This window comes from Bacillus amyloliquefaciens DSM 7 = ATCC 23350 (assembly GCF_000196735.1).
GTDB classification, from domain to species: Bacteria; Bacillota; Bacilli; order Bacillales; family Bacillaceae; genus Bacillus; species Bacillus amyloliquefaciens.
The window spans coordinates 885,356-903,877 of the sequence record NC_014551.1 but is presented as its reverse complement, the minus strand read 5'-3'; the positions used below and the strand labels follow the sequence as shown (position 1 = coordinate 903,877).

The window sequence follows — 18,522 nt, the reverse complement described above, 5'->3', positions numbered from 1 at the left end:
TTTTAAATTACTTCATCAATGTTTCAAGTTTGGCTTTTGTTTTCGGGCCGTAAATGCCGTCAGCAGTTAACCCGTTCATCAATTGAAATCGTTTGACCGCATTTGCTGTTTTTGGCCCATATGCGCCATCAATTCCATTGTTCGGTGCTCCTTTGTCCGGATAGTAATAAAGAGCCGCCAACGCTGTCTGTATTTGTTTTACGGCTGCGCCCCTGATTAACGGGTTTGTGACTTTGAAAACACCATCAGGCAGGGGAAATTTTGGTTTATTGTTTGTTTTGGGCTTTGCTGCAGCCTTCTTTTGTGCGCCGCTTTTCAGCTCGTTATCACTCTTTATATAAGACACGTTCACGTATCCATGGAATGTCTGACCTTTTGAATTGGTGTACTCAATATAGCCCCATCCGTTCACAGTTGAACCGAGCTGATATTTTACAATCGTGCCATTCGGCAGGGTAAGCACCATAGAAGAGCCAGCACTTCGTTGTGTGCGCAAAACAAGCCCATCCTTTGCCACAACCGTATTTTTAATAAATCTTCCCGCGTCTGTATGAGTAACGGTTGAATTCGATAGCACAGGCACCGTTACAACCGTGCCGGCCATCCGCTTGTTAACGTGGGCTTTAAAATCGGTAAATCCCTGTGACCTGCTCACCCACGGCGCCGGGCAAATTTTGTGTGTAATGTCATAGTGCCGCACGATGTCATTGATCGGATCAAGTTTAAACTTCTTGCATAGCTCAGCGCAGACTTGTTCTGCACGGGCAATGGTATCCGGATGGAAAGTGCCGTTCTTTTCAATGCAAAGCTCCACGCCGATAGATAAGAAATTCGCATTCGGCTTCAGCGCCGCGACACCACGGTAAGGCTGCCCGTTGACGAATTGCTGAACGTCATTCGCATGATAGGCCACCTCATTCAACGGAATGATGCAAATAGCCTCTGTGCGATCGACAAAGATATGGGCCGATGCAAACGTCTGTTTTTTCTCAGATAGATTTCTGTTCTGTGCGGGGAGCGTTTGACCAAAGTATCTATAATGATTGGCAGCGGGCGCGCCGGGGTTTGCCGTGTAATGGACTACCAGTTTCTTCACGCCGTTGTTTTTGATTCCCGGCCGCGTCCATTTGTTAATATCAATATATTGGTTTCTGAATGATGACATAAAAATCTCTCCTATTCTGTTTTGAAATATAAAAGAGGCTGCCGAACGGCAACCCCTCATTTAATGAGTTTGTGGTGTTTCAGAATGGCTTTCTGTTTATTGCCTTTCTCAGTCACGTAGTTATTTTTAAACCACGCTGTCAACGTTGTACCAATTGTAAAAGCCGCCGATCCGACGGTATACAATCCATTCACAAGTTGAGTCACCTGGCTGTCTGTAATCTCTAGCGGAGACTTTCCAAACATCAGCATTGTTTGGTTAATTAATGCAATAAAAAGAAGCACAGTCCGAATGACCGTACCCCTGTCTCTCATATTCAACATGAAGAATCCTCCTATTTTTCAATTTTCATTTGAATTTCGTCCAGCTTATCAATGACAATTTCATATTTATCACTGAATCTTGCTAAAAGCTCATTTTGAGAATCAATTTGCCCGTATAACTTCGCCTCCCGCTCTCTGCTCGTTTTCATGACATAATACAGCAGGGAGCAAAATAACACCGCAAACGGCCCCTGAGTCATCAAATACTGCATGATATCCATTTCCATTGTTGACGTCTCCTTTTTGACAAAATAAAAACACCTTTAGGTTACAGGTGCCGTTTCATTGTTCTTTACTTGTTCACTCTCAGTAGTGCTGCCAGTTGACTCAGAAGACCCGGCCGAGGGTGTGGCATCGCCTGCCGTTTCCGTTGACTCTTCTCCGTAATCCTTTCCGGTAATCTCCTTAAATTGATCGGGAGTAATGGCGCCGCCTTCCACACAAAATGAAATATCAAAACCCCATTGATAATAAACCTGTGCATCTGCATATGTTGGAAAATTCATGTGTTACTATTCCCCTTTCTGTAATGTCATGACTGCTTTAGTCAATTGAATAATTTGATCTTGCATTTGCTTGATGGTTTGACTATCCGTAATGTGCTGCTGCACAAGGGAAACAATTTGCTCTTGGGCCTGCTCCATTGGGCCGGGCGTATTCAAATCATTAATGACGGGATTTTGATAATCCGGGTTAACAATCAGTGCACCATCAGATAATTTGTAACGGAACGGATTGGAAATAAATTCAGCCGTGGCAAATTCATCCGATATCTCAATTGCTTTATCCAGTTCCCCCACCAATGCATAAGCTGCTACTTCGTTGTTTTCATTTAGGACAATTTGCAATTAAAAGACCCCCTTGATACTCGAAATATAGATTTCGGGGTTACTGATTTCCATTTTTTCAGTATCCAGCGAAAGACATTCTGTAACAACTAATGTCTTTCCGTCCGTGTACTTCAGTCTGATTTCATCTTGATACATGCCTTTCCCGTTGCTTTTTAGGCCGGCATTGTTGATATAAAAAACAGTATCGACCGGGACGGGGCGCTGCGTCGAAACATAGTAATAGTCCGTTTTAAAATGGACTTCAAAAAGGAAATAGCTGAAATTAGAAATATCGGCAGCCAGTTTAATAGTATCCCCCGCTTTCGCGCTCCCTGAAAACAATAGAACTGGTGATTTTGACACCCAATTACGATAGGCTCCCTGATATTTTTCAATATGCCAATCAGATCCCTGCAAAGTCACTAAACCATTATCCTGATCACTGAAAACTGCAAAAATAAATCCATTTGCATTGTCGCCGTTTAATTTAGGCGGCAGGTTTTGAGTTGTGGAATTATACCAATAAACGCCGGTACTGATAATGTCATGAATGTCTGCTAAAACAACGGGTGTTGTATCCATTTTGTTAACGATAGCTGTATCAATCTTTTGTTTCATTTCTCCAAGATCAGCGGACACGCTTTTTCCCAAATTATCAACTACGCTGTTGAATTGACTAATTTGATCATTGAGGGTTCTCATATCATTTTCATATTGGCCGGTGGTGACAATATCACTGTTTTGAATTTTAGTATTAAGCGTGTTTAATTGCTCTTGCAATGATTGAATCGTTGTTTTAGTGCCCTCTATGATATTTTGTGTTGCGTCCTGGTCTGATTTAATTTGTTCTAAAAAGTCTTCATAGGCTTGTTTGAGCTGCGCCTTCAAATTTTCAAAATCAGAAATAAAAGAGACTGAATTGATACCCATTTCCACTTTGTTCTCAAGCACTTTGATTTTAAACTCTAATGTGGTGTCTGTCTGACTGTCTCGGCTCACTTTAAAGAATGCCTGTTCATATTCCCCCATCGCTGCAAATGCTTGGTAAGGGAACACATAACGAAAAATCCCGCCCTGGGCATTAAGGACAATACCGCCGTTTGTATCAATAATATGCGTGCCGTCAGGCTTCAGCCCTTCGAAAGAGACAGTTTTCCCGGTTAGATCATAAGGCGTACCGTTTGATATGACTGATACCGTCACCGCTTTTAAACCGCCGTCCCCCACTCTTCCAATGATAAGCTGCTGGTTAATTTGCTCTAAATGTGCCTTGCTAATATCAAAAACTAAATCTTGATTTGCCATGTTTTAAACGCTCCCTTATCCGTAGTAGTAAAAATAATTCCGGCAAATTTCTTGGAAAATAATTTGATGCCCGATCTCATTCGGGTGCAACCCTTCTGACATACACATCTTTCTGAATGCAGGATTGTAAGGATCAAATAAATCCGTATAAAACATGTCAGCATACGGGACAGAAAGCAGCGTACACACTTCCTTTTGTGCATCCACATAGTCGGCCAATGTCAGGCCCAATTTGTTTTTATCCGTATCCCGGCGGACTATTTTTCCGTTTGTAATCTTCGCTTGTCGTGTGGCAGTCATCACGATGATCTTACAGCCTTTATTTCTCATACGGAGCTGTTGAATGACTTGATAAAAACCGCCGTAGAATTTTGTAATGTCTTTTTCGTCTGTCCCTACATCAATGCTGTTACACCAGTCATCATCCGTTCCCTGTACAATGACAACATCGTTCCCGGACGTTTTAAGAGCCTGCTGATAGATATTGTTGTTTCCGTTATTGCTCATGTTAACGCCACTGACAGAAAGGTTTATGACCTCGGCCCCCGTCCGTTCTTTCAAGATATCCCCAAAGCTGTATTGAGCGCGTAGCCCGTGGGCCACACTATCCCCCAAAATAGCGATTTTCTTTGCGTTGAGCAGATTGCTTTTCTTAATAAAATCAACACTGATATGGCCGCTGTCGGTGATATTTAAAAGCTGATTTAACTCATTACTATTTTGTGAGTATGCTGTTTCCGCCGCGATTCGTTCCGATAACGTGGCGTGTTTGACGTTTTTACTGTCTGTTTTCGCCTGTTCCACTTGCTCCGTAACCTCTAATGGTGACATTTCGGGAGCAATTAATGACCTAATTTCCTTATACATTTCCTCATTATTTTCTTTGATCTTTTGCTCAATTTCTTTCATATTACTATCGGATTGAAAATTGTTTAGAGCATCTTCAATCTTGGTGAAATTGCTATCTAGCGCATCACGAAACTCACCACCAAGACTTGTTGGTAAGTCTTTATTTAACTCAATCATAAATCTTCCCCTTTCTTCATCACACTCAATGTACCATCATCATTTACACCAATGAGAAACGCTGTCCCATTTGGTGACTTTAATTCCAATGATTGTTCACCGAGCTGCATAGTCTTTTGTTTGTCTTCATCTGTGTAATCATTTTTAGAAAGTGTATATCCTGATTTTTTATCAACTTTACTATCTAAAGCTAATTGAGTAGCCGTGTTGATATCATCGGGGTTAAATCCAATTACAGCGCTCATATGTGTTTTAGGGTAAAACGGAACATTCTTCGAATCCCTCAACTGCACAATATCAGTCATTTACCTCACCTACTTTTTCCAAGATCAATCTGGAATTCCAAGTGATTGATACAGCATTTTGGATATTGTTGATAATCGTATTTGTCTTACTCGATTTCTGATATGCTAAGTTAGCCTTTTTAGAAATTTGTTGTTGAACGGATAACATGTCCTTTTTAGCATTACTTAGTGTTAATTCAATTGGTTTAGAATCATCAAACGGACTATCCTTGATCCCAACAATCGGAACATCGACATCTAATGCCATAGGCTCTATTATAGCCATCCAAACCTCCCCAATTTGCGGAGTGTCTTTCCCATAATAGTTGAGGGTGAATGTGGTTTCAGGTACATCTTGAAGTGCCTTAAGAGCTTGCTGATCTGTATACTTTTTTGTTGTTGCATCTGTGTCCGTTGAAAGATCAACCGGTTCACTAAACGATTCCCCAAACCTTGAAACATTGGGTGACGTGTATATGTAAGGTTCAAAGAAATAGTTGTCATGTTGGTCTTTATAAGGGTAAACCCAACACATTGTGCGTATATTTGTTTTGTCTAATGACAAGTTAATATCATCCGTATTGTACAACCAGCGAAATTGCTTTTGTGTCAATTGCTTAAAGTTGGCTTCGTCCATAAAGATTACTTTTTTATTGTCCGCCTTAATAAAACATTCAAAGGTATCTATTAGGGTATTGATAAGAGTTACGGAATCAGAGTTTCCGAATTCAGTAATTTTTTTCTTAATCTTGAACGTGCCTTTGATTTCATAGGTATAACCATACTTGTTTCCTTTAAATAAGTAATCAAGATACTCAGCCAACGTGTGCTCAGGTTTACTTTCTTCGTCGTAATCAGCATCCAACACATCTTTAGGTCTTATTTTCTTTTGAATTTCAAAATAAACATGAGTTGCTGTAACACTAAGTGTTTGAGAATTCCCGTTTACTACTGGATTAATTTGTTGTATTACAAACTCTTGTCCATTGACAATTAAAGACGCATCGTCACTTTGAAGAAGATTAAACACAAATTCGTTGTGTTTTGTTTGGACTATGTTGAATGTTACTTGCCAGTTAGTTAAATTGGTTTCAACAGTCCGTTCAAAGTCTGAAAACCCTGTAACAATTTCTTCATAATCTTTAGTCTTAACTAAAAGGATTTCCATAAAGAACACCTATAAGTAAAGGAATCTTGTATTAAAAGCTATTACTGGGTTTGAGCAACCTGTAATTAAAAATTGATTCCAACCTTTAGCAAGAGTAATGACACCATGATTTGTGTCACGTCCACATCTCGAATTATTCAAATAGGGATCAAACCCATCTAACAACAAAGCATCTGAAGCATTCATTTCTTTATTTAGTTTAAAGACATCGCCTGTAGTTTTGTTTGTGATAACAGGTTTACCTACACAAGTTAATGCAATTTCTAACATGTTGTATTTCAAAGGATTAATTGTAATATCCGAAGCATTGAACACTGAAAACTCACTTGTGTTAAACACATATGACAGTTCTTTATCTGAAGGTAAATTCATACCGATTTGCCAGGATCCATCATTAAAAACAAATGGTGCTTCAAGAGTGGTTTTCACTGCTTCCCTAAAACCCGAAGGCAAATCAAATTCAACTGTAAATGACATATCAACCATGTTAATTCTGGTCGTTTCATATGGTTTCGCCAAAACTCTATATCGGATCCCAGGCATTAACGATGTTCTAATATGGTATGCTTCTCTTTCAAACAGGAAGGCATGAATAGCTTTACACCCTAATTCAAAATCAAATAAATCCCTTCCTTTAAATAAAAAATTGGCGCTTACTGTACGAGCACCATAAACTGCTTTACCGGCTTCAATTTGACCATCTAGCCCCGGATTAGTTAAATAATTCTGGGTTATTGATGGAGCAGATACTGTCATATCTAAAAACTGCAGACCACGTAGGTCTACAGTTTCAGATAAAAGTTGCTCTTTTCCGTTTTTCTCAACTATTAAATCTTGAAGTATACTCACCTTTAACCCCCTTGCATGTAAGAATTAATCCCTAGAGCATTTCCGTTTACTTCATTCAAGAATTTGGCCAACGTTTTAAGAATATTCCCTTCGTTGGTATTCATATTTTGTCCTATGGCTGATTGTAACAATTGATTAGTTCTTTCTTGAGAGAACAGTATCTTGGTAAGAAGGTCTTCAATCCTATTAGTGTTAGACTCAGACTTCTTATTAGGCAATTGTTCAATTGAAGCATTTGCCATCTTTTGCAATCCGTTTATAGCTGCCGTTCCATCTATCGGGATAATATTTTTTGTGATGGAATCCGAGACGTGAAGGGCCGCCCGCGAAACGTTGCTGATGCTGCCAGTCAGACCATTCACAAGACCATCACCAAAGAAACCCATAAGCCGCACTGCAACACGAGAAGGCGAATGAATGTCTAATCTCTTCCGGATTGAATTTTCGATATTGTGTGCGATTTTCTCGGCAGCAGATGAAACATCCTTTTGACTCTTTTTCAACCCATTTACAATTCCGCTTACAAAATGGCCGCTGAGTGTTATCCCGGTGCTTTTATATTTTTTATTCGCCGATTTCATGGCATTTCCCAACGTATTTACGGCATCATTCACGCTTGATTGATATTTAGCCTTTGCTGTTTTTAAAGCCTTGTTAAGATCAGTTTTCGCAGCCCCGTATGAGGTTGTGAGATCACCCAAAGCATTTGCTGTCTTGGTCTTTTCCGAGTACGCTCCTTTGTAAGACTTCCAGTCACTTGCAGACAGGCTCAACAATGCCTCTACGTCTGCATTTGCGGAAGGCCCTTGTTGCAGCAGTTCATTAATCATCTTTTTAGAGGCGCCGCGCCGCTGTAATTTCTTTATATTCGATGTGAATTTTTTATAAAGAGAATTTTGTGATTTAAGATTACGCAGCAGGCCCACCCCGGACACTTTCGATTGTTCCGCCTTATCAAACATTGCAAAAGTCGTGTACGCCGTGTTTCTGTTTTCATTCAAAGCCGATTGATACGTTTTTTTCGCATCTGCCACCGCATTGTTATATGTTGTTCTGATTGTTTTCATTGTGCTGTCAAACTTATTAATTGCGTTGCCTATCGCGTTATTATAGGAGCTGATTTGCTTTGCAATGGCTTTACTTGACGCACCAATTGCCGCAACAATGCGGTTACGTTGTGTCGCTGTTAATTTATGATTCTTTTGAATGGCTTCAAGTCGTGCCCTTTCGGTTTTGGCTGAAATTTTCCCGGCCCTGTAATCTGTAATGATCGTTGAAATGCTGTCAGAAATTTTCTTACTGAGTTCAGCCGCTTTTTTCTTTGCCGCTGCTGCAGCCTTTTGTTTTTTTGCCTCCTTACTCAGTGTTTTGTTGTTGGCCGCCGGCCGTGTCACATACTTTATAATGGTTCTCGTTTTTGTTTTCTTTGAGGAACCCGATTTTGTTGAATGACTTTTGGGTTTTTTCCGCCAATATCCTTTTACGTAGGTTCCGTTATCTCGGTAATAGCCATCAACCCAAACCTCATTTGTCCCTTTCGCAAAGTGCCCCACTTGCTCTTTAAACGCTTTAATAGACGGCCATACTTTCGTGCCTTTTGGTAGGTTTGCGAAAAGAGTCGGCACGTTCGGACTTACACCAAACCGGCCCTGTGGCGTTAAATATGGTTCACGCTGCCCGCCGTCGCCCAAAACTGCCGGGCCGCCGTTATGATGATCCGTACCGGTAGCATATCCGATGTATTTACGTCCATGAGCCAGCGCCTTAATGCCGGGTACATTCGCGATCCCGTGATACCTTGATTCAATATATCCGATTGCTGACGCTACCTGGTCTATCGGGTTCAGCCATTGTTTATGACCAGCCTTGGCATAAGATGCAAACGTTGTTTCAATCATCTGCATTAACCCGGCAGACGGATGACCGGCCCGCCAGTTTGAATCCCATTTGTTCACATGGGAACCGGCTGTGCCACCGGATTCATGTATCGCTATTGTCTCTAAACCTTTTTCCCATGCGGCGCCGCTTACGCCTGCAATCTTCATTCCTTTTTTTACCCATGATTTCAGGGAGCCGGAAACCTTCACATCGCCAGTATCAATGCCGCCGGATGCAAAATCAGTCAGTTTGTCTTTCACGCCGCTGATAATCTTTTTAATTATCCCTTTTCCCATATCAAGGACGGAGCCGCCCAGCTTCCCAAGCGCGGAGCCGGCGAATTTAGAAACAACCGTATTTAATAATTTCGTCGGATCGGATAAATAATCATAGATATTTGATCCAATGTCTTTAAGTTTGCTCCAGCCGCCCTTAATAAAGTCTTTTGCAGAACCGAGCCAAGTTCCAATTGAAAATTTCGGCAGTGTCCCGCTTTTCATTAATTGTTCGGTTTTGTCACCGCCTAAAATTGACGTACCTCGCGGTAGATTCATGACGGTATCTGTGTTTGGAGATAGGGCCATTTCCCCGTTTGGAAAACGCATTAATTCATGTTTACCACCATCACCAACATGAGCAAGCCCGCCGGCGAATGCGTTCGGATCACCCTGCCATGTTCCTTTTGCAAAGTAAGGAATATGTTTCAGTTTAACGTCGTCGATCGTTGGCATATCAACTTTTTTAAGAACCCAGTTTACACCGCCAATGACGCCATTTGTTACACTTTCTACGCCATCAATCAGTTTATTCCCTACAAAAATCCCGGCATTTCCAAGCGCTTTAGCTCCGCTTTTAATCCCGTCAGCCATTTTTCCGGGCAGTTTCTTAAAGAAAGAAATAATATCCCCGCCGACTTTAGAAACCTTTTTCCACATCTTCCCTAGCGTTCCGCCTGTTATTTTATTCAAGAAATTAAATCCGGCCTTGAAATGTGATTTAACAAGCTTCACGCCCTTTTTAACAATGTCTTTAACATCGTCCCAAAGTTTGTCCCATCGGCCATGAAAAAAATCAGAAAAGGTTTTTAGAATGCTCTTAATTAATTTTGTTGCGCTGTTAAATTCGTCCTTTATATCCCCCCATGTATCGCCAAAATGCTTAGACAATCTTGTAAAAAGCTTTTTGCAGTATTTGACCGATGAAGAAAAAGCTTTCTTCACGCCCGACCAAACAGAGTCAACCACTTTTCGGAATCCCTTAAAGTGTTTATACGAATAGATAACTGCAGCTACAAGCAGGCCAATAGCCGTAATAACAAGCCCGATGGGATTCGCTTTTAAAGCAACATTTAATACTCTTTGAGCGACCGCCCATGCTTTTGTTGACGCTGCCGCGACCCTTTGAGCTGTTGCCACTGCAAGTATTTTCACTTTTTGTGCAACCCAAATACCCCCTGTTTTCGCAAAGGATAGAGACGCTTTTGTCATTGTTTTTATGCCTTTTGCTGTAGCTTTTGAAGCTACACCAATACCGACAATTGTTTTTTTGATACCAGTAGCAGCAAGACGAGCCGTCCATTTAAAAGATTTTCCGATGGCCTTACCGGAGGCAGTAATCCCCCGGCCCGCAGCCTTAACACCTGACCACGCCAGTTTTCCAGTCCACTTAAACGCTTTGCCGATTCCTTTTCCGAAAATCTTAATTAATGAGCCGGTTTTCTTCACACCGCTCCATACCAGCTTGCCCGTCCATTTGAAGGCTTTTCCGATCCCTTTGCCAAATATTTTAATAGCTGAACCGGTCTTCTTTACGCCGCCCCATGCCAGTTTTCCAGTCCATTTAAAACCCTTGCCGATCCCTTTTAAAACTTTGTTGGTCTTCGTTCCTTCCAATCTTGCATTTTTGAAGAAGGTAAAAGGTGATTTCGCAACAAAGGAGACGGCCCGACCTAAACCCATGAGGCCGGACGTTGTAATGCTGATAGCTTTAAACACAGCCCCTAAACCAATAGCAAGAGGGGCGAATACTGCAGTCAGAGCCGCAACGGTACCAATTGTTTTCTTTGTTTTGGGTGACAGATTTTCAAATTTCACAAGTAATTTATTAAGATGCTTTACAAGCGATGTCACAGACGGCAGCAGGGTTGCTGATACTTCCATAGCAAAGTTTTTGGATGTTTCTTTGAAAATATCAAGCTGTTTTTTCCCTGACTTCATCATGCGGTTTGTAACGGTTCCGGCATAATCCGTCTTTTCGGCATTCTTGATTTTCGCAGAAAACTTGTCCAGGTGCTCCCCTGATTCCGTCATTAAGGCGGTAATAGTAGGAAGAGAAGTCCGGCCAAACATGCGGGAAAGTAAATTCCCTTTTTCCTCGGTTCCCATTCCTTTTGTTTTTTCGCGCAACTGTTCCACAATTTCGGACAATCTCAACAAGTTCCCGTGTGAGTCACTTGTTTTAAGGCCAATGTCGTGCATTGCATTAGCTGCCTGTCTTGACGGCTTAACAAGGCTAGCCATAACTCCACGCAGGCCAGTACCGGCGGACGTTCCCTCCACGCCGCGCCTTGACATGACTTCAAGGTATGCTGCCATATCTTCCATTGAGTAGCCGACGGATTTAGCATAATCCCCTACATAGTTCATGGAATAGCCCAATTCTGTGAATTTAGCCGATCCATGATCCGCCGCGTAAGTCATGGCGTTTGTAACTCTCGTCGTGTTCTCGGCCGTCTTTGCCGCTGACTTTGACTTGTCAAAAAATTGCTCCATGACGTTCATAGAAACTTTTGTTGTTTCTTTAAATTCAGATCCCGCAGCCGTTGACGCTTTAATCATTTTTTCAACCGCAGCAATGGCTTGCCGGCCGGTATCACCCTTACGGATCATGGTTTCATACGCATCACCGATTTTTTGGACAGAAATACCGTATTTTCCGGATAGCTCCGTCGCTTGCTTTTCCATGTCCTTTGTAATCTCTCCGGCCTCTTTCGCAGATTCCCCGTCAGATTCAAGCAAGGACTTAATGTCCGTCATTTTCCGTTCAAATTCAACGGCCTGCTTTGTTCCGTAAACAAATGCCCCTCCAATGCCAAATGTGGCTGCTGTCATTGAATGGCCGGCACTCGTTAATTTATCGCTGGCCCGGTTCACAGAATCCCTTAATTTGTTGACGTTATCGCGAAACGTTAAACTGAGTTTTGAAGAGCTACCCACTTGCCTATTGAGTGTTTTATACCGGCTGACAGCAGATGCTTGTGCCGCTTCCAATTCCAAAATGGCTGTGCGTTGCTTTTTGGTTGCGATATTGTCGGCGCCTTTTTTCTCTATTAATTCCTGTAGTTTCAGCTTTTCTTTTTCAATAAGCTGGTTACGTTCCTTAATCTGATTTCCAAGGCCCTTGTATTCTTCTTTATTGGCCCGGAGCGCTTTGCCCTGGGATTTGAATTTGTTGATCGCTGCCGTTGTTTCCCTTGTTAATAAAGACAGGTTTTCCCGTACAAGGCTTGTCCCTCTCTTTTGATCATTCATAGCGATCTCAGTATCTTTCAATTCTTGACGGTAAAGCGCCTGCCTCCGGGTTGTATTGTTGATTTGATTTGCGTAACGCATAGCCGCTTCGCTATTCTTCCCATACTTTTCAACGGCCTTGTTATACGATTCTGTCAGCTTTTTAACTTGTACGTCTTGTATCTTGATCGTCCGGCTTAATCCGTCATACTTTGCGCCCAACATGCCTAATTGATCCCCGGCATTTTTGAAAATTTGAAACTCAGCTTTCCATTGGCTGGTAGATGCCGCAACAGTGTTTTTAATAGCTTTTAAACTTTGCGTTACTTTTGTTCCATCTAAACCAACTTTAATGACAACACCCTCGGCCATGTTCTCCCTCCTTTCTTACGTAATCGAATTAAAGAATTCTTCCCCCGTCATCACATGCGCGTCTTCCGATAGCACATCTAAAAGGCCGTAATAATCTGCTTCGTCGATATCACGAAACGACCATCCGGCCTCCATCAAATTTCTATACATTTTTTTAAAGTTTCTGAGGGCCTCGGCTGCTGTTACTCCTGTGCCTTTAGCGCTACTTCCTTTAAGCCCTCTTCCTCGTTTCCCATGACGATATCCATAATCCCCTCAATTGTTCGCATAAGTTTACGTGCGTCTATTCCATCATAAATAGAATCCATCGTTACTTTTTCATCACTGAAAACATCGGCAACGAACGTGACCATTTTATCTAAACGTACCGCCTCTGACAGATTTTCATTTTTATCCATTTCATCCTGCAATGCCAACGCTTCACGTACTTTACGACTAGATATAAACCCCTGTTCATAGACTACTTTTTCACCTTTTTGATTGAGTAATTCGATTCTTAACATGTTCATTTCTCCTTTTCGGTTTCAATTTTTCGGATTAAAAAGAGGCCGGGATTTCCGGCCCTGCAAAGTGTGATTTTATGCAGCTTGTGTATCAGAAGGACGGATAAATTTTTCCCATGCTTCCTGTGAAAAATCTTTATCCCCCTCGTTTGCTTTACCGTAAACCAGCCCGTCAGAAGATCGGGCAATAAATTCCCCTGAAATTTTATCTTGCGCCGTTTGTACGTTTGCATCATTTGTCTTTAGATCGGAATCCGGCGCGCCGAACATTCCTTTTAACAGACCAACATGGAGCTTATTTCCGTTTATATCAGATGATAAGCATTCCACAGACACAAACGGCGGCTGCGTATCCTTTCCAAGCTGATAGATGCCGTTTACTTTTTTCATACCGGTAATTTCCGCCATGCAGTCATCCGGTAAATTATAAATAGATAGCTCGCATTTCACATCTCCGGTGCCTTTTGCTGAAACATCAATCGCCATATTTGACGCGTAGTTTTTTGTTTTAGTCGGTGCCAGCCCCGTGATATTTGCCTCAACAACCCCGTTTTTATCTTGCTTCCCATCCAACACATATTTTTTATCTGTTGCTTTTTCGTTTTCATCTAAGACGGTAATAACAATAGATTCAAAACCCACCGTTGCCATTCATCATCATTCCTTTACTTAATTTTTTGTATTAAAAAAAGCCACTGACTGCAGTGACTAATTCACACTTGTTTTTTTGAATTTTGCCGTTAAATAGAGCTTTTCAATATCCGGATCAACGGATATGTAACTCTCGAAAGAATAAAAGCCGTTTGACTCAAAGTAATCATTTAGTAAGTCGTCATATTGTTCAGCCAAACTGTCGTCATACTCATACCAAATTTGTATTTGCACAGACGTTTGAATTTCTCGACTAAAATTACTTGCATATCCCGCCCTTTTGTTGAGAATATGACTTATTTTCACAATGGCGTTCTTTGCATCTTTTAAACCCGTGCCGTCCGGGAGGATAACCGGAACCGTATGCATAAAAACGTAATCTTCATTAATCATTAACGGATTGTCCTGGGCAGTGAGAAGGTCATAAGCTTCAGTCAGTAAGCTCATAAACCGGCAACCTCCGTATCAATGACGTGCTGCATGGTTGCTGTTACCGTCTCCCTTGTTTCTGCCACGGTTTTCTCCGCGAAATGCTGCGGCGGCTGATGAATTGTGCCGTCGTTTACAAAATGGGATCGCCAAGCCGTATCCTTTCCATAGCCAACCGTTACCTCGCCCAATTTGTCAGGCTTTGAAATCACGATATCGTCACGCATATGTTTAAACTCATGGGATTCCCCTGTTTTAGCCTCAATTTGCCGCTGTGCTTTCCATTTCCGGTCAGATTCATTTTCGTAAGGGGTATTTACCTTTAAAGCTTCTTTAACGATCATAGCGCCCGCTAATGTCGCTTTTACGCCTCCGCTTTTTGTCCGGTAAGCCACTTTACGGAGTTGAGCATCTAAACCGGTCATATCTACTTCCACACTCATGTTATCGCCTCACAAATGATGGTTTTCCATTCGTAATTAACGGTATCCGGTTCAATGTCTACGATTTTGTATTCTGTTCCTTTATGGGTGATCGTCATATCATTTGTAATTTTAAAAGGAAGATTTTGACGAACAACAAATGTTATTTTGTTGGCAATGCCTTCCCCCAGGTTATTAATTCGATCTTTTAAGCGTTGCCGCCACACCGCGGCCCAAACCGTAGCAACCTCAACCGGCCCCATTTTCGGCACCCCGTTAATTTTGGTTGATTTTTGAACATTAAACGTAATTCGCTCGTTTAAGTCGCCTGTTTTCGCTATTGGCACCGTTTTTTACCTTCCTTCTTGTTTTTGCAATTGTCGTAAATACTTGCCTTTCAACTGTATGATAGAGGGCGTAATCCCAAATGGGATATCACGCACCTCTACGCCGTTTGAAGTAGCAGACCGGTTTTTATAATAGTGATCCACCAATCTCATAACTGCTACGTCAAAAATAGGGTTATCATCGTAAAAACCAGCAATCTTATCCCCTACAGCAGAAATAAGGGTGTCAGCCGCAGCCTTAATATATTTCTCCAATAATTTGTCATCAGCGTCAGTATCGATCCTTACCGCCGCTTTCACCTCGGACAGAGATACTGCCATTTATCTCACTCCTTTACCCTGCTGTTGTTGCGGATGCTGCTGGCGTTTCATCGGCAATACCTTTAAAGCTCGCAAAAACAACCGCTTCCTCATCCCACAATTTCACGTCAAACCGGTCAATAGCGCGGATTTTGGTTTGATCTTTTTCAAAAGCGCCGGCGCCGATATTTGTCATCATGATAGAAAGCTGTTCCCGGTCAAATAAAACCACAGCCTCTTTTAAATCACCAGCAAATAGAGGGTAAATAGGCGCTTTATCTGTTCCGCCGTTTGGTAAATATTTGTCTGAAATAACCTTGATTGGCTTATCCAATAACATTAATTCTGTTGGGTTCTGCGGGTTCGGCTGTAGCAAATAACGGCCGAATGCACCTTTAACCTTGTCCAAAACATTAAAGCCGCTTTGATTTGTAATAAAAGATGAAGTCAGTTTGATAGCTGGATCGAGTTTCACATTCATAACGTCTTTGATATCATCCACATTTGCAACGGTCTTTTTCTGTGCATCAGGCAGGCCGTTTAATACTTGGATAATTTTCGCATTCCGCGTTGCTGTTGATTTTTTCGCCAACCAATCAGTAATCCACGCGATAATTTGTTCCGCCGACTCTTTTAATAGTGTGTTAGTAATGGTTGAAATGCCCGCATACCGCTGAATTAAGTATCTCAGAATGCTTGCAGATGGATCGTCATTCTCGTTTATTTCATCGCTTTCATTGTCGATATTTTTAAACGGTGTTACATCGCTTAATTTTTCAATATTTCGGCTTCCTGAAAGGGACGTTACCGGCACCACATTAACGTATTGTTCCAGGGCATCAAACTGACGTTTTAGTTTGTTGACCGCAGTTTGGATATCTTGCGGGATCGTCAAGCCAATCCCTTCCCCGTTTTCATCCAGTTTGGTAGTCACGGCCGCGCTCGGTCTGCCGCTCAATAGGTCTTTAAAATCTTTTATAAATTGATCTTTTACATCCGCTGCCGTAGAAGGGATATACGGGGCCTGTTTCGCTTGTTTAATAGCTGCTTTTTCGGCTTCTTCCATCTGTTCTTTTGCAATGTCTCGTTTCGCCTGAGCTGCTTGTAGCTTTGCCTTTAAGCCCTCGACTTCCTCCGCGGTTACTTCATCGTCAACAAGTGCAAGCTGTAAATTGTGTTGTGCATCAGAAACCCGCTGCCCCGCATTAATCCAAGTATTTTTTAGGTCTTCATATGTCATCGTTTAAACTCTCCTTTAAGAATCTGTAATTTCTTATTCAGTAATTTTGGTTGTTTCGCGTCTATAGATTCAGGTTCTTTGAGTGCGTGCGGCACATTTCGATAACGAGAAAATAATGCAGAGGAAACGCAAGCTGCCGCTTGGTTTGCTGCTGTAATTTCATCCGCAAGACCGTAAGAAACGGCTTCACTAGCAGATAACCACGTTTCGTTATCCATCAAGGAATCTAATGTTTCCTTTGTCAATTTGTCGCCCGCTTTTTCAAGATATGACGCTTTCATTGACTCAGAAATTTTGTCAAGGACATCAGCCTGCTTTCTCATTTCATTGGCGTTTCCCATCGCTATTGTCCACGGATTATGAACCATCATCATAGCGTTTGAGGGCATAAAAATAGCGTCACCCGCCATTGCGATGACACTTGCGATTGAAGCAGCTAACCCATCAATATATACGTTAACGAATGCTTTATGCTGTTTGAGCATGGAGCAGATGGCCACGCCTTCAAATACAGAGCCACCGGGCGAATTAATGTGTACATTTAAAACACTCATATCTCCCAAAAGGTCTAAATCCTGCTTGAATGAGGCGGCTGAGGTATCTATTTCATCCCATTCATAACCGCTTGTGACCACTTCGCCTAAAATAAAAACATCCGCGCTGCTGTCACCGGATGCCTTCATACTCCAATACTTATTTTTCGCCTGATTTTTTTTCATTTTTGCTTTCACCCCCTTTACGTTCAGAAACCGGCGTTTCGATTGGGTACAGGTCGCCGCTAATCCATAATTTATTAGCGTTTTCATCAGGATCGGGTGGCTGCCCTTCCTCTAATCTCACCTCATTGGGGCGCATCCACGAATTTCTCACTGCCGTTTGATAGTATTTTTGTCGGGTCTCTGTATCACCGCGCAGCAGTGAGTTGACAATAAAAGTAAACTTATAGCCTCTTCGCTTTTGATCCGGTGTCAAAATCTTTTTGTTCAGCTCTTCTTCATATTGTTTGAGGGTAGGCATCAGATTGTTTGTTACAAATTCTAAATTAAGCTGCTCTAATGATGAAAAGCTGGATGTATTATCACCTAAGAAGTGCTCAGGCACGTTGTACACCATAGCAACACGGGATCTTGTCACTTTATCAATATCAATCAATTTCGGGTCTACAACTTGACGCTCAACCCGTGTAATTGTGATCCCGCTTTCCTCGACCAGCAAACCGCCATTATCTCGATAAAATCCCGCTATTGCTTTGATATGTGCTTCCTTTTGGTCTTCATCTAAGCTTCCATCAAACCTTACAATAAGCCCCTCATTTGTGCCGTTTAATTGATTCATAGATATTTTTCTTACTTCGTGATCATAGTCAATCGTGTTCTTTAACAAGTCAATTGGGTTCATCCCCATAACTTGACCGAACCGCGCATGTTTAAAATGGAGCATTTCACTATAATGGACATACATTGTTTGTTGATTCGGTGCATTATCAACGGAGGAAACGGCGTAATACAACTCACCAGACGTTATATCAAGCACTGGCTCACAACATCCCGGCTTTACAAGGGCCATATCAACAATTTGCCCGTTCACATTGCGGAATAACTGAACAAAAGCATTCCCCTTTAAATTCCGGATTGTTTCAATGTCTCTAAAAAAATCGAATCGGGTAAAGTATCGCGGCCCATCCCTCAGCAAATTAAAGCCGGCACAATCAGACGGCTGCTGAAAATTGTCATCAAATAATTTTAACGGCAGACTAGCAAACGTATTTCCCAATCGGCTCACTGCACTGAATATCGCTTCGTTCATATCTGAAGCGCTGCTAAAATAGTCACCTTGGAAACTCATGTGATGCGTAACCGGTTTTTGAAACGTAACCCGGTTAAAAAAACGTTTAAAAATCTCCTTTAATCCCAAAGCCTCA

Annotated in this window: 21 protein-coding genes; all 21 read right to left on the bottom strand. The window is 41.8% G+C overall.

What is annotated here, in order from left to right:
* Positions 1 to 7 precede the first annotated feature (7 nt).
* On the bottom strand, positions 8 to 1,165 hold the full coding sequence (locus BAMF_RS24835) for an N-acetylmuramoyl-L-alanine amidase (RefSeq protein ID WP_013351489.1): 1,158 nt from the start codon (positions 1,163 to 1,165) through the stop codon (positions 8 to 10).
* 56 nt (positions 1,166 to 1,221) lie between these two features.
* Positions 1,222 to 1,485: a phage holin gene (locus BAMF_RS24830; RefSeq protein ID WP_232502502.1), complete on the bottom strand. Its 264-nt coding sequence runs from the start codon at positions 1,483 to 1,485 to the stop codon at positions 1,222 to 1,224.
* Between the two features lie 14 nt (positions 1,486 to 1,499).
* Complete coding sequence (locus tag BAMF_RS24825; protein ID WP_013351487.1) at positions 1,500 to 1,715, bottom strand: BhlA/UviB family holin-like peptide; 216 nt, start codon at positions 1,713 to 1,715, stop codon at positions 1,500 to 1,502.
* Positions 1,716 to 1,751: 36 nt separating this feature from the next.
* Positions 1,752 to 1,994 (bottom strand): XkdX family protein, encoded by a 243-nt coding sequence (locus tag BAMF_RS24820; protein ID WP_013351486.1) that lies wholly within the window; start codon positions 1,992 to 1,994, stop codon positions 1,752 to 1,754.
* 6 nt (positions 1,995 to 2,000) lie between these two features.
* Positions 2,001 to 2,336, bottom strand: a complete 336-nt coding sequence (locus BAMF_RS24815) for a DUF2977 domain-containing protein (protein WP_013351485.1) — start codon at positions 2,334 to 2,336, stop codon at positions 2,001 to 2,003.
* On the bottom strand, positions 2,337 to 3,623 hold the full coding sequence (locus tag BAMF_RS24810) for a phage baseplate upper protein (protein WP_013351484.1): 1,287 nt from the start codon (positions 3,621 to 3,623) through the stop codon (positions 2,337 to 2,339).
* Between the two features lie 15 nt (positions 3,624 to 3,638).
* Positions 3,639 to 4,532: an SGNH/GDSL hydrolase family protein gene (locus BAMF_RS24805; protein ID WP_014471619.1), complete on the bottom strand. Its 894-nt coding sequence runs from the start codon at positions 4,530 to 4,532 to the stop codon at positions 3,639 to 3,641.
* Positions 4,533 to 4,645: 113 nt separating this feature from the next.
* Positions 4,646 to 4,954 (bottom strand): hypothetical protein, encoded by a 309-nt coding sequence (locus BAMF_RS24800; RefSeq protein WP_013351482.1) that lies wholly within the window; start codon positions 4,952 to 4,954, stop codon positions 4,646 to 4,648.
* On the bottom strand, positions 4,947 to 6,101 hold the full coding sequence (locus BAMF_RS24795) for a prophage endopeptidase tail family protein (protein WP_013351481.1): 1,155 nt from the start codon (positions 6,099 to 6,101) through the stop codon (positions 4,947 to 4,949). Before BAMF_RS24795 ends, BAMF_RS24800 begins: the two co-directional genes overlap by 8 nt.
* Before the next feature lie 9 nt (positions 6,102 to 6,110).
* Positions 6,111 to 6,950: a phage tail domain-containing protein gene (locus tag BAMF_RS24790; protein WP_013351480.1), complete on the bottom strand. Its 840-nt coding sequence runs from the start codon at positions 6,948 to 6,950 to the stop codon at positions 6,111 to 6,113.
* Positions 6,951 to 6,952: 2 nt separating this feature from the next.
* The gene (locus tag BAMF_RS24785; protein WP_013351479.1) at positions 6,953 to 12,709 is read right to left on the bottom strand and encodes a phage tail tape measure protein; all 5,757 of its coding nucleotides are present in this window, start codon (positions 12,707 to 12,709) and stop codon (positions 6,953 to 6,955) included.
* Positions 12,710 to 12,724: 15 nt separating this feature from the next.
* Positions 12,725 to 12,859, bottom strand: a complete 135-nt coding sequence (locus tag BAMF_RS42000) for a hypothetical protein (protein ID WP_013351478.1) — start codon at positions 12,857 to 12,859, stop codon at positions 12,725 to 12,727.
* Between the two features lie 32 nt (positions 12,860 to 12,891).
* The gene (gpG, locus tag BAMF_RS24780) at positions 12,892 to 13,212 is read right to left on the bottom strand and encodes a phage tail assembly chaperone G (RefSeq protein ID WP_013351477.1); all 321 of its coding nucleotides are present in this window, start codon (positions 13,210 to 13,212) and stop codon (positions 12,892 to 12,894) included.
* A gap of 75 nt (positions 13,213 to 13,287) precedes the next feature.
* Entirely contained in the window at positions 13,288 to 13,863 is a 576-nt protein-coding gene (locus BAMF_RS24775) for a major tail protein (RefSeq protein ID WP_013351476.1), read from the bottom strand.
* Between the two features lie 57 nt (positions 13,864 to 13,920).
* Entirely contained in the window at positions 13,921 to 14,310 is a 390-nt protein-coding gene (locus BAMF_RS24770; protein WP_013351475.1) for a hypothetical protein, read from the bottom strand.
* The gene (locus BAMF_RS24765; protein ID WP_013351474.1) at positions 14,307 to 14,735 is read right to left on the bottom strand and encodes an HK97-gp10 family putative phage morphogenesis protein; all 429 of its coding nucleotides are present in this window, start codon (positions 14,733 to 14,735) and stop codon (positions 14,307 to 14,309) included. The genes BAMF_RS24770 and BAMF_RS24765 overlap by 4 nt, the downstream gene beginning before the upstream one ends.
* On the bottom strand, positions 14,732 to 15,061 hold the full coding sequence (locus tag BAMF_RS24760; RefSeq protein WP_013351473.1) for a phage head closure protein: 330 nt from the start codon (positions 15,059 to 15,061) through the stop codon (positions 14,732 to 14,734). Before BAMF_RS24760 ends, BAMF_RS24765 begins: the two co-directional genes overlap by 4 nt.
* 6 nt (positions 15,062 to 15,067) lie before the next feature.
* Positions 15,068 to 15,382, bottom strand: a complete 315-nt coding sequence (locus BAMF_RS24755) for a head-tail connector protein (RefSeq protein ID WP_041481618.1) — start codon at positions 15,380 to 15,382, stop codon at positions 15,068 to 15,070.
* 13 nt (positions 15,383 to 15,395) lie between these two features.
* On the bottom strand, positions 15,396 to 16,601 hold the full coding sequence (locus tag BAMF_RS24750) for a phage major capsid protein (protein ID WP_013351472.1): 1,206 nt from the start codon (positions 16,599 to 16,601) through the stop codon (positions 15,396 to 15,398).
* Positions 16,598 to 17,320, bottom strand: coding sequence for a head maturation protease, ClpP-related (locus tag BAMF_RS24745; protein ID WP_013351471.1), 723 nt, complete (start codon positions 17,318 to 17,320; stop codon positions 16,598 to 16,600). The genes BAMF_RS24750 and BAMF_RS24745 overlap by 4 nt, the downstream gene beginning before the upstream one ends.
* Positions 17,295 to 18,515, bottom strand: coding sequence for a phage portal protein (locus tag BAMF_RS24740; protein ID WP_013351470.1), 1,221 nt, complete (start codon positions 18,513 to 18,515; stop codon positions 17,295 to 17,297). The genes BAMF_RS24745 and BAMF_RS24740 overlap by 26 nt, the downstream gene beginning before the upstream one ends.
* Positions 18,516 to 18,522: the final 7 nt, after the last annotated feature.

Excerpts from the sequence above, each read along its gene's own strand:
- BAMF_RS24835 (WP_013351489.1), bottom strand. The coding sequence starts at position 1,165 with ATGTCATCATTCAGAAACCAATATATTGATATTAACAAATGGACGCGG.
- BAMF_RS24825 (WP_013351487.1), bottom strand. The coding sequence starts at position 1,715 with ATGGAAATGGATATCATGCAGTATTTGATGACTCAGGGGCCGTTTGCG.
- BAMF_RS24820 (WP_013351486.1), bottom strand. The coding sequence starts at position 1,994 with ATGAATTTTCCAACATATGCAGATGCACAGGTTTATTATCAATGGGGT.
- BAMF_RS24810 (WP_013351484.1), bottom strand. The coding sequence starts at position 3,623 with ATGGCAAATCAAGATTTAGTTTTTGATATTAGCAAGGCACATTTAGAG.
- BAMF_RS24805 (WP_014471619.1), bottom strand. The coding sequence starts at position 4,532 with ATGAAAGAAATTGAGCAAAAGATCAAAGAAAATAATGAGGAAATGTAT.
- BAMF_RS24800 (WP_013351482.1), bottom strand. The coding sequence starts at position 4,954 with ATGACTGATATTGTGCAGTTGAGGGATTCGAAGAATGTTCCGTTTTAC.
- BAMF_RS24795 (WP_013351481.1), bottom strand. The coding sequence starts at position 6,101 with ATGGAAATCCTTTTAGTTAAGACTAAAGATTATGAAGAAATTGTTACA.
- BAMF_RS24785 (WP_013351479.1), bottom strand. The coding sequence starts at position 12,709 with ATGGCCGAGGGTGTTGTCATTAAAGTTGGTTTAGATGGAACAAAAGTA.
- BAMF_RS42000 (WP_013351478.1), bottom strand. The coding sequence starts at position 12,859 with ATGTATAGAAATTTGATGGAGGCCGGATGGTCGTTTCGTGATATCGAC.
- gpG (WP_013351477.1), bottom strand. The coding sequence starts at position 13,212 with ATGTTAAGAATCGAATTACTCAATCAAAAAGGTGAAAAAGTAGTCTAT.
- BAMF_RS24775 (WP_013351476.1), bottom strand. The coding sequence starts at position 13,863 with ATGGCAACGGTGGGTTTTGAATCTATTGTTATTACCGTCTTAGATGAA.
- BAMF_RS24770 (WP_013351475.1), bottom strand. The coding sequence starts at position 14,310 with ATGAGCTTACTGACTGAAGCTTATGACCTTCTCACTGCCCAGGACAAT.
- BAMF_RS24765 (WP_013351474.1), bottom strand. The coding sequence starts at position 14,735 with ATGAGTGTGGAAGTAGATATGACCGGTTTAGATGCTCAACTCCGTAAA.
- BAMF_RS24755 (WP_041481618.1), bottom strand. The coding sequence starts at position 15,382 with ATGGCAGTATCTCTGTCCGAGGTGAAAGCGGCGGTAAGGATCGATACT.
- BAMF_RS24750 (WP_013351472.1), bottom strand. The coding sequence starts at position 16,601 with ATGACATATGAAGACCTAAAAAATACTTGGATTAATGCGGGGCAGCGG.
- BAMF_RS24745 (WP_013351471.1), bottom strand. The coding sequence starts at position 17,320 with ATGAAAAAAAATCAGGCGAAAAATAAGTATTGGAGTATGAAGGCATCC.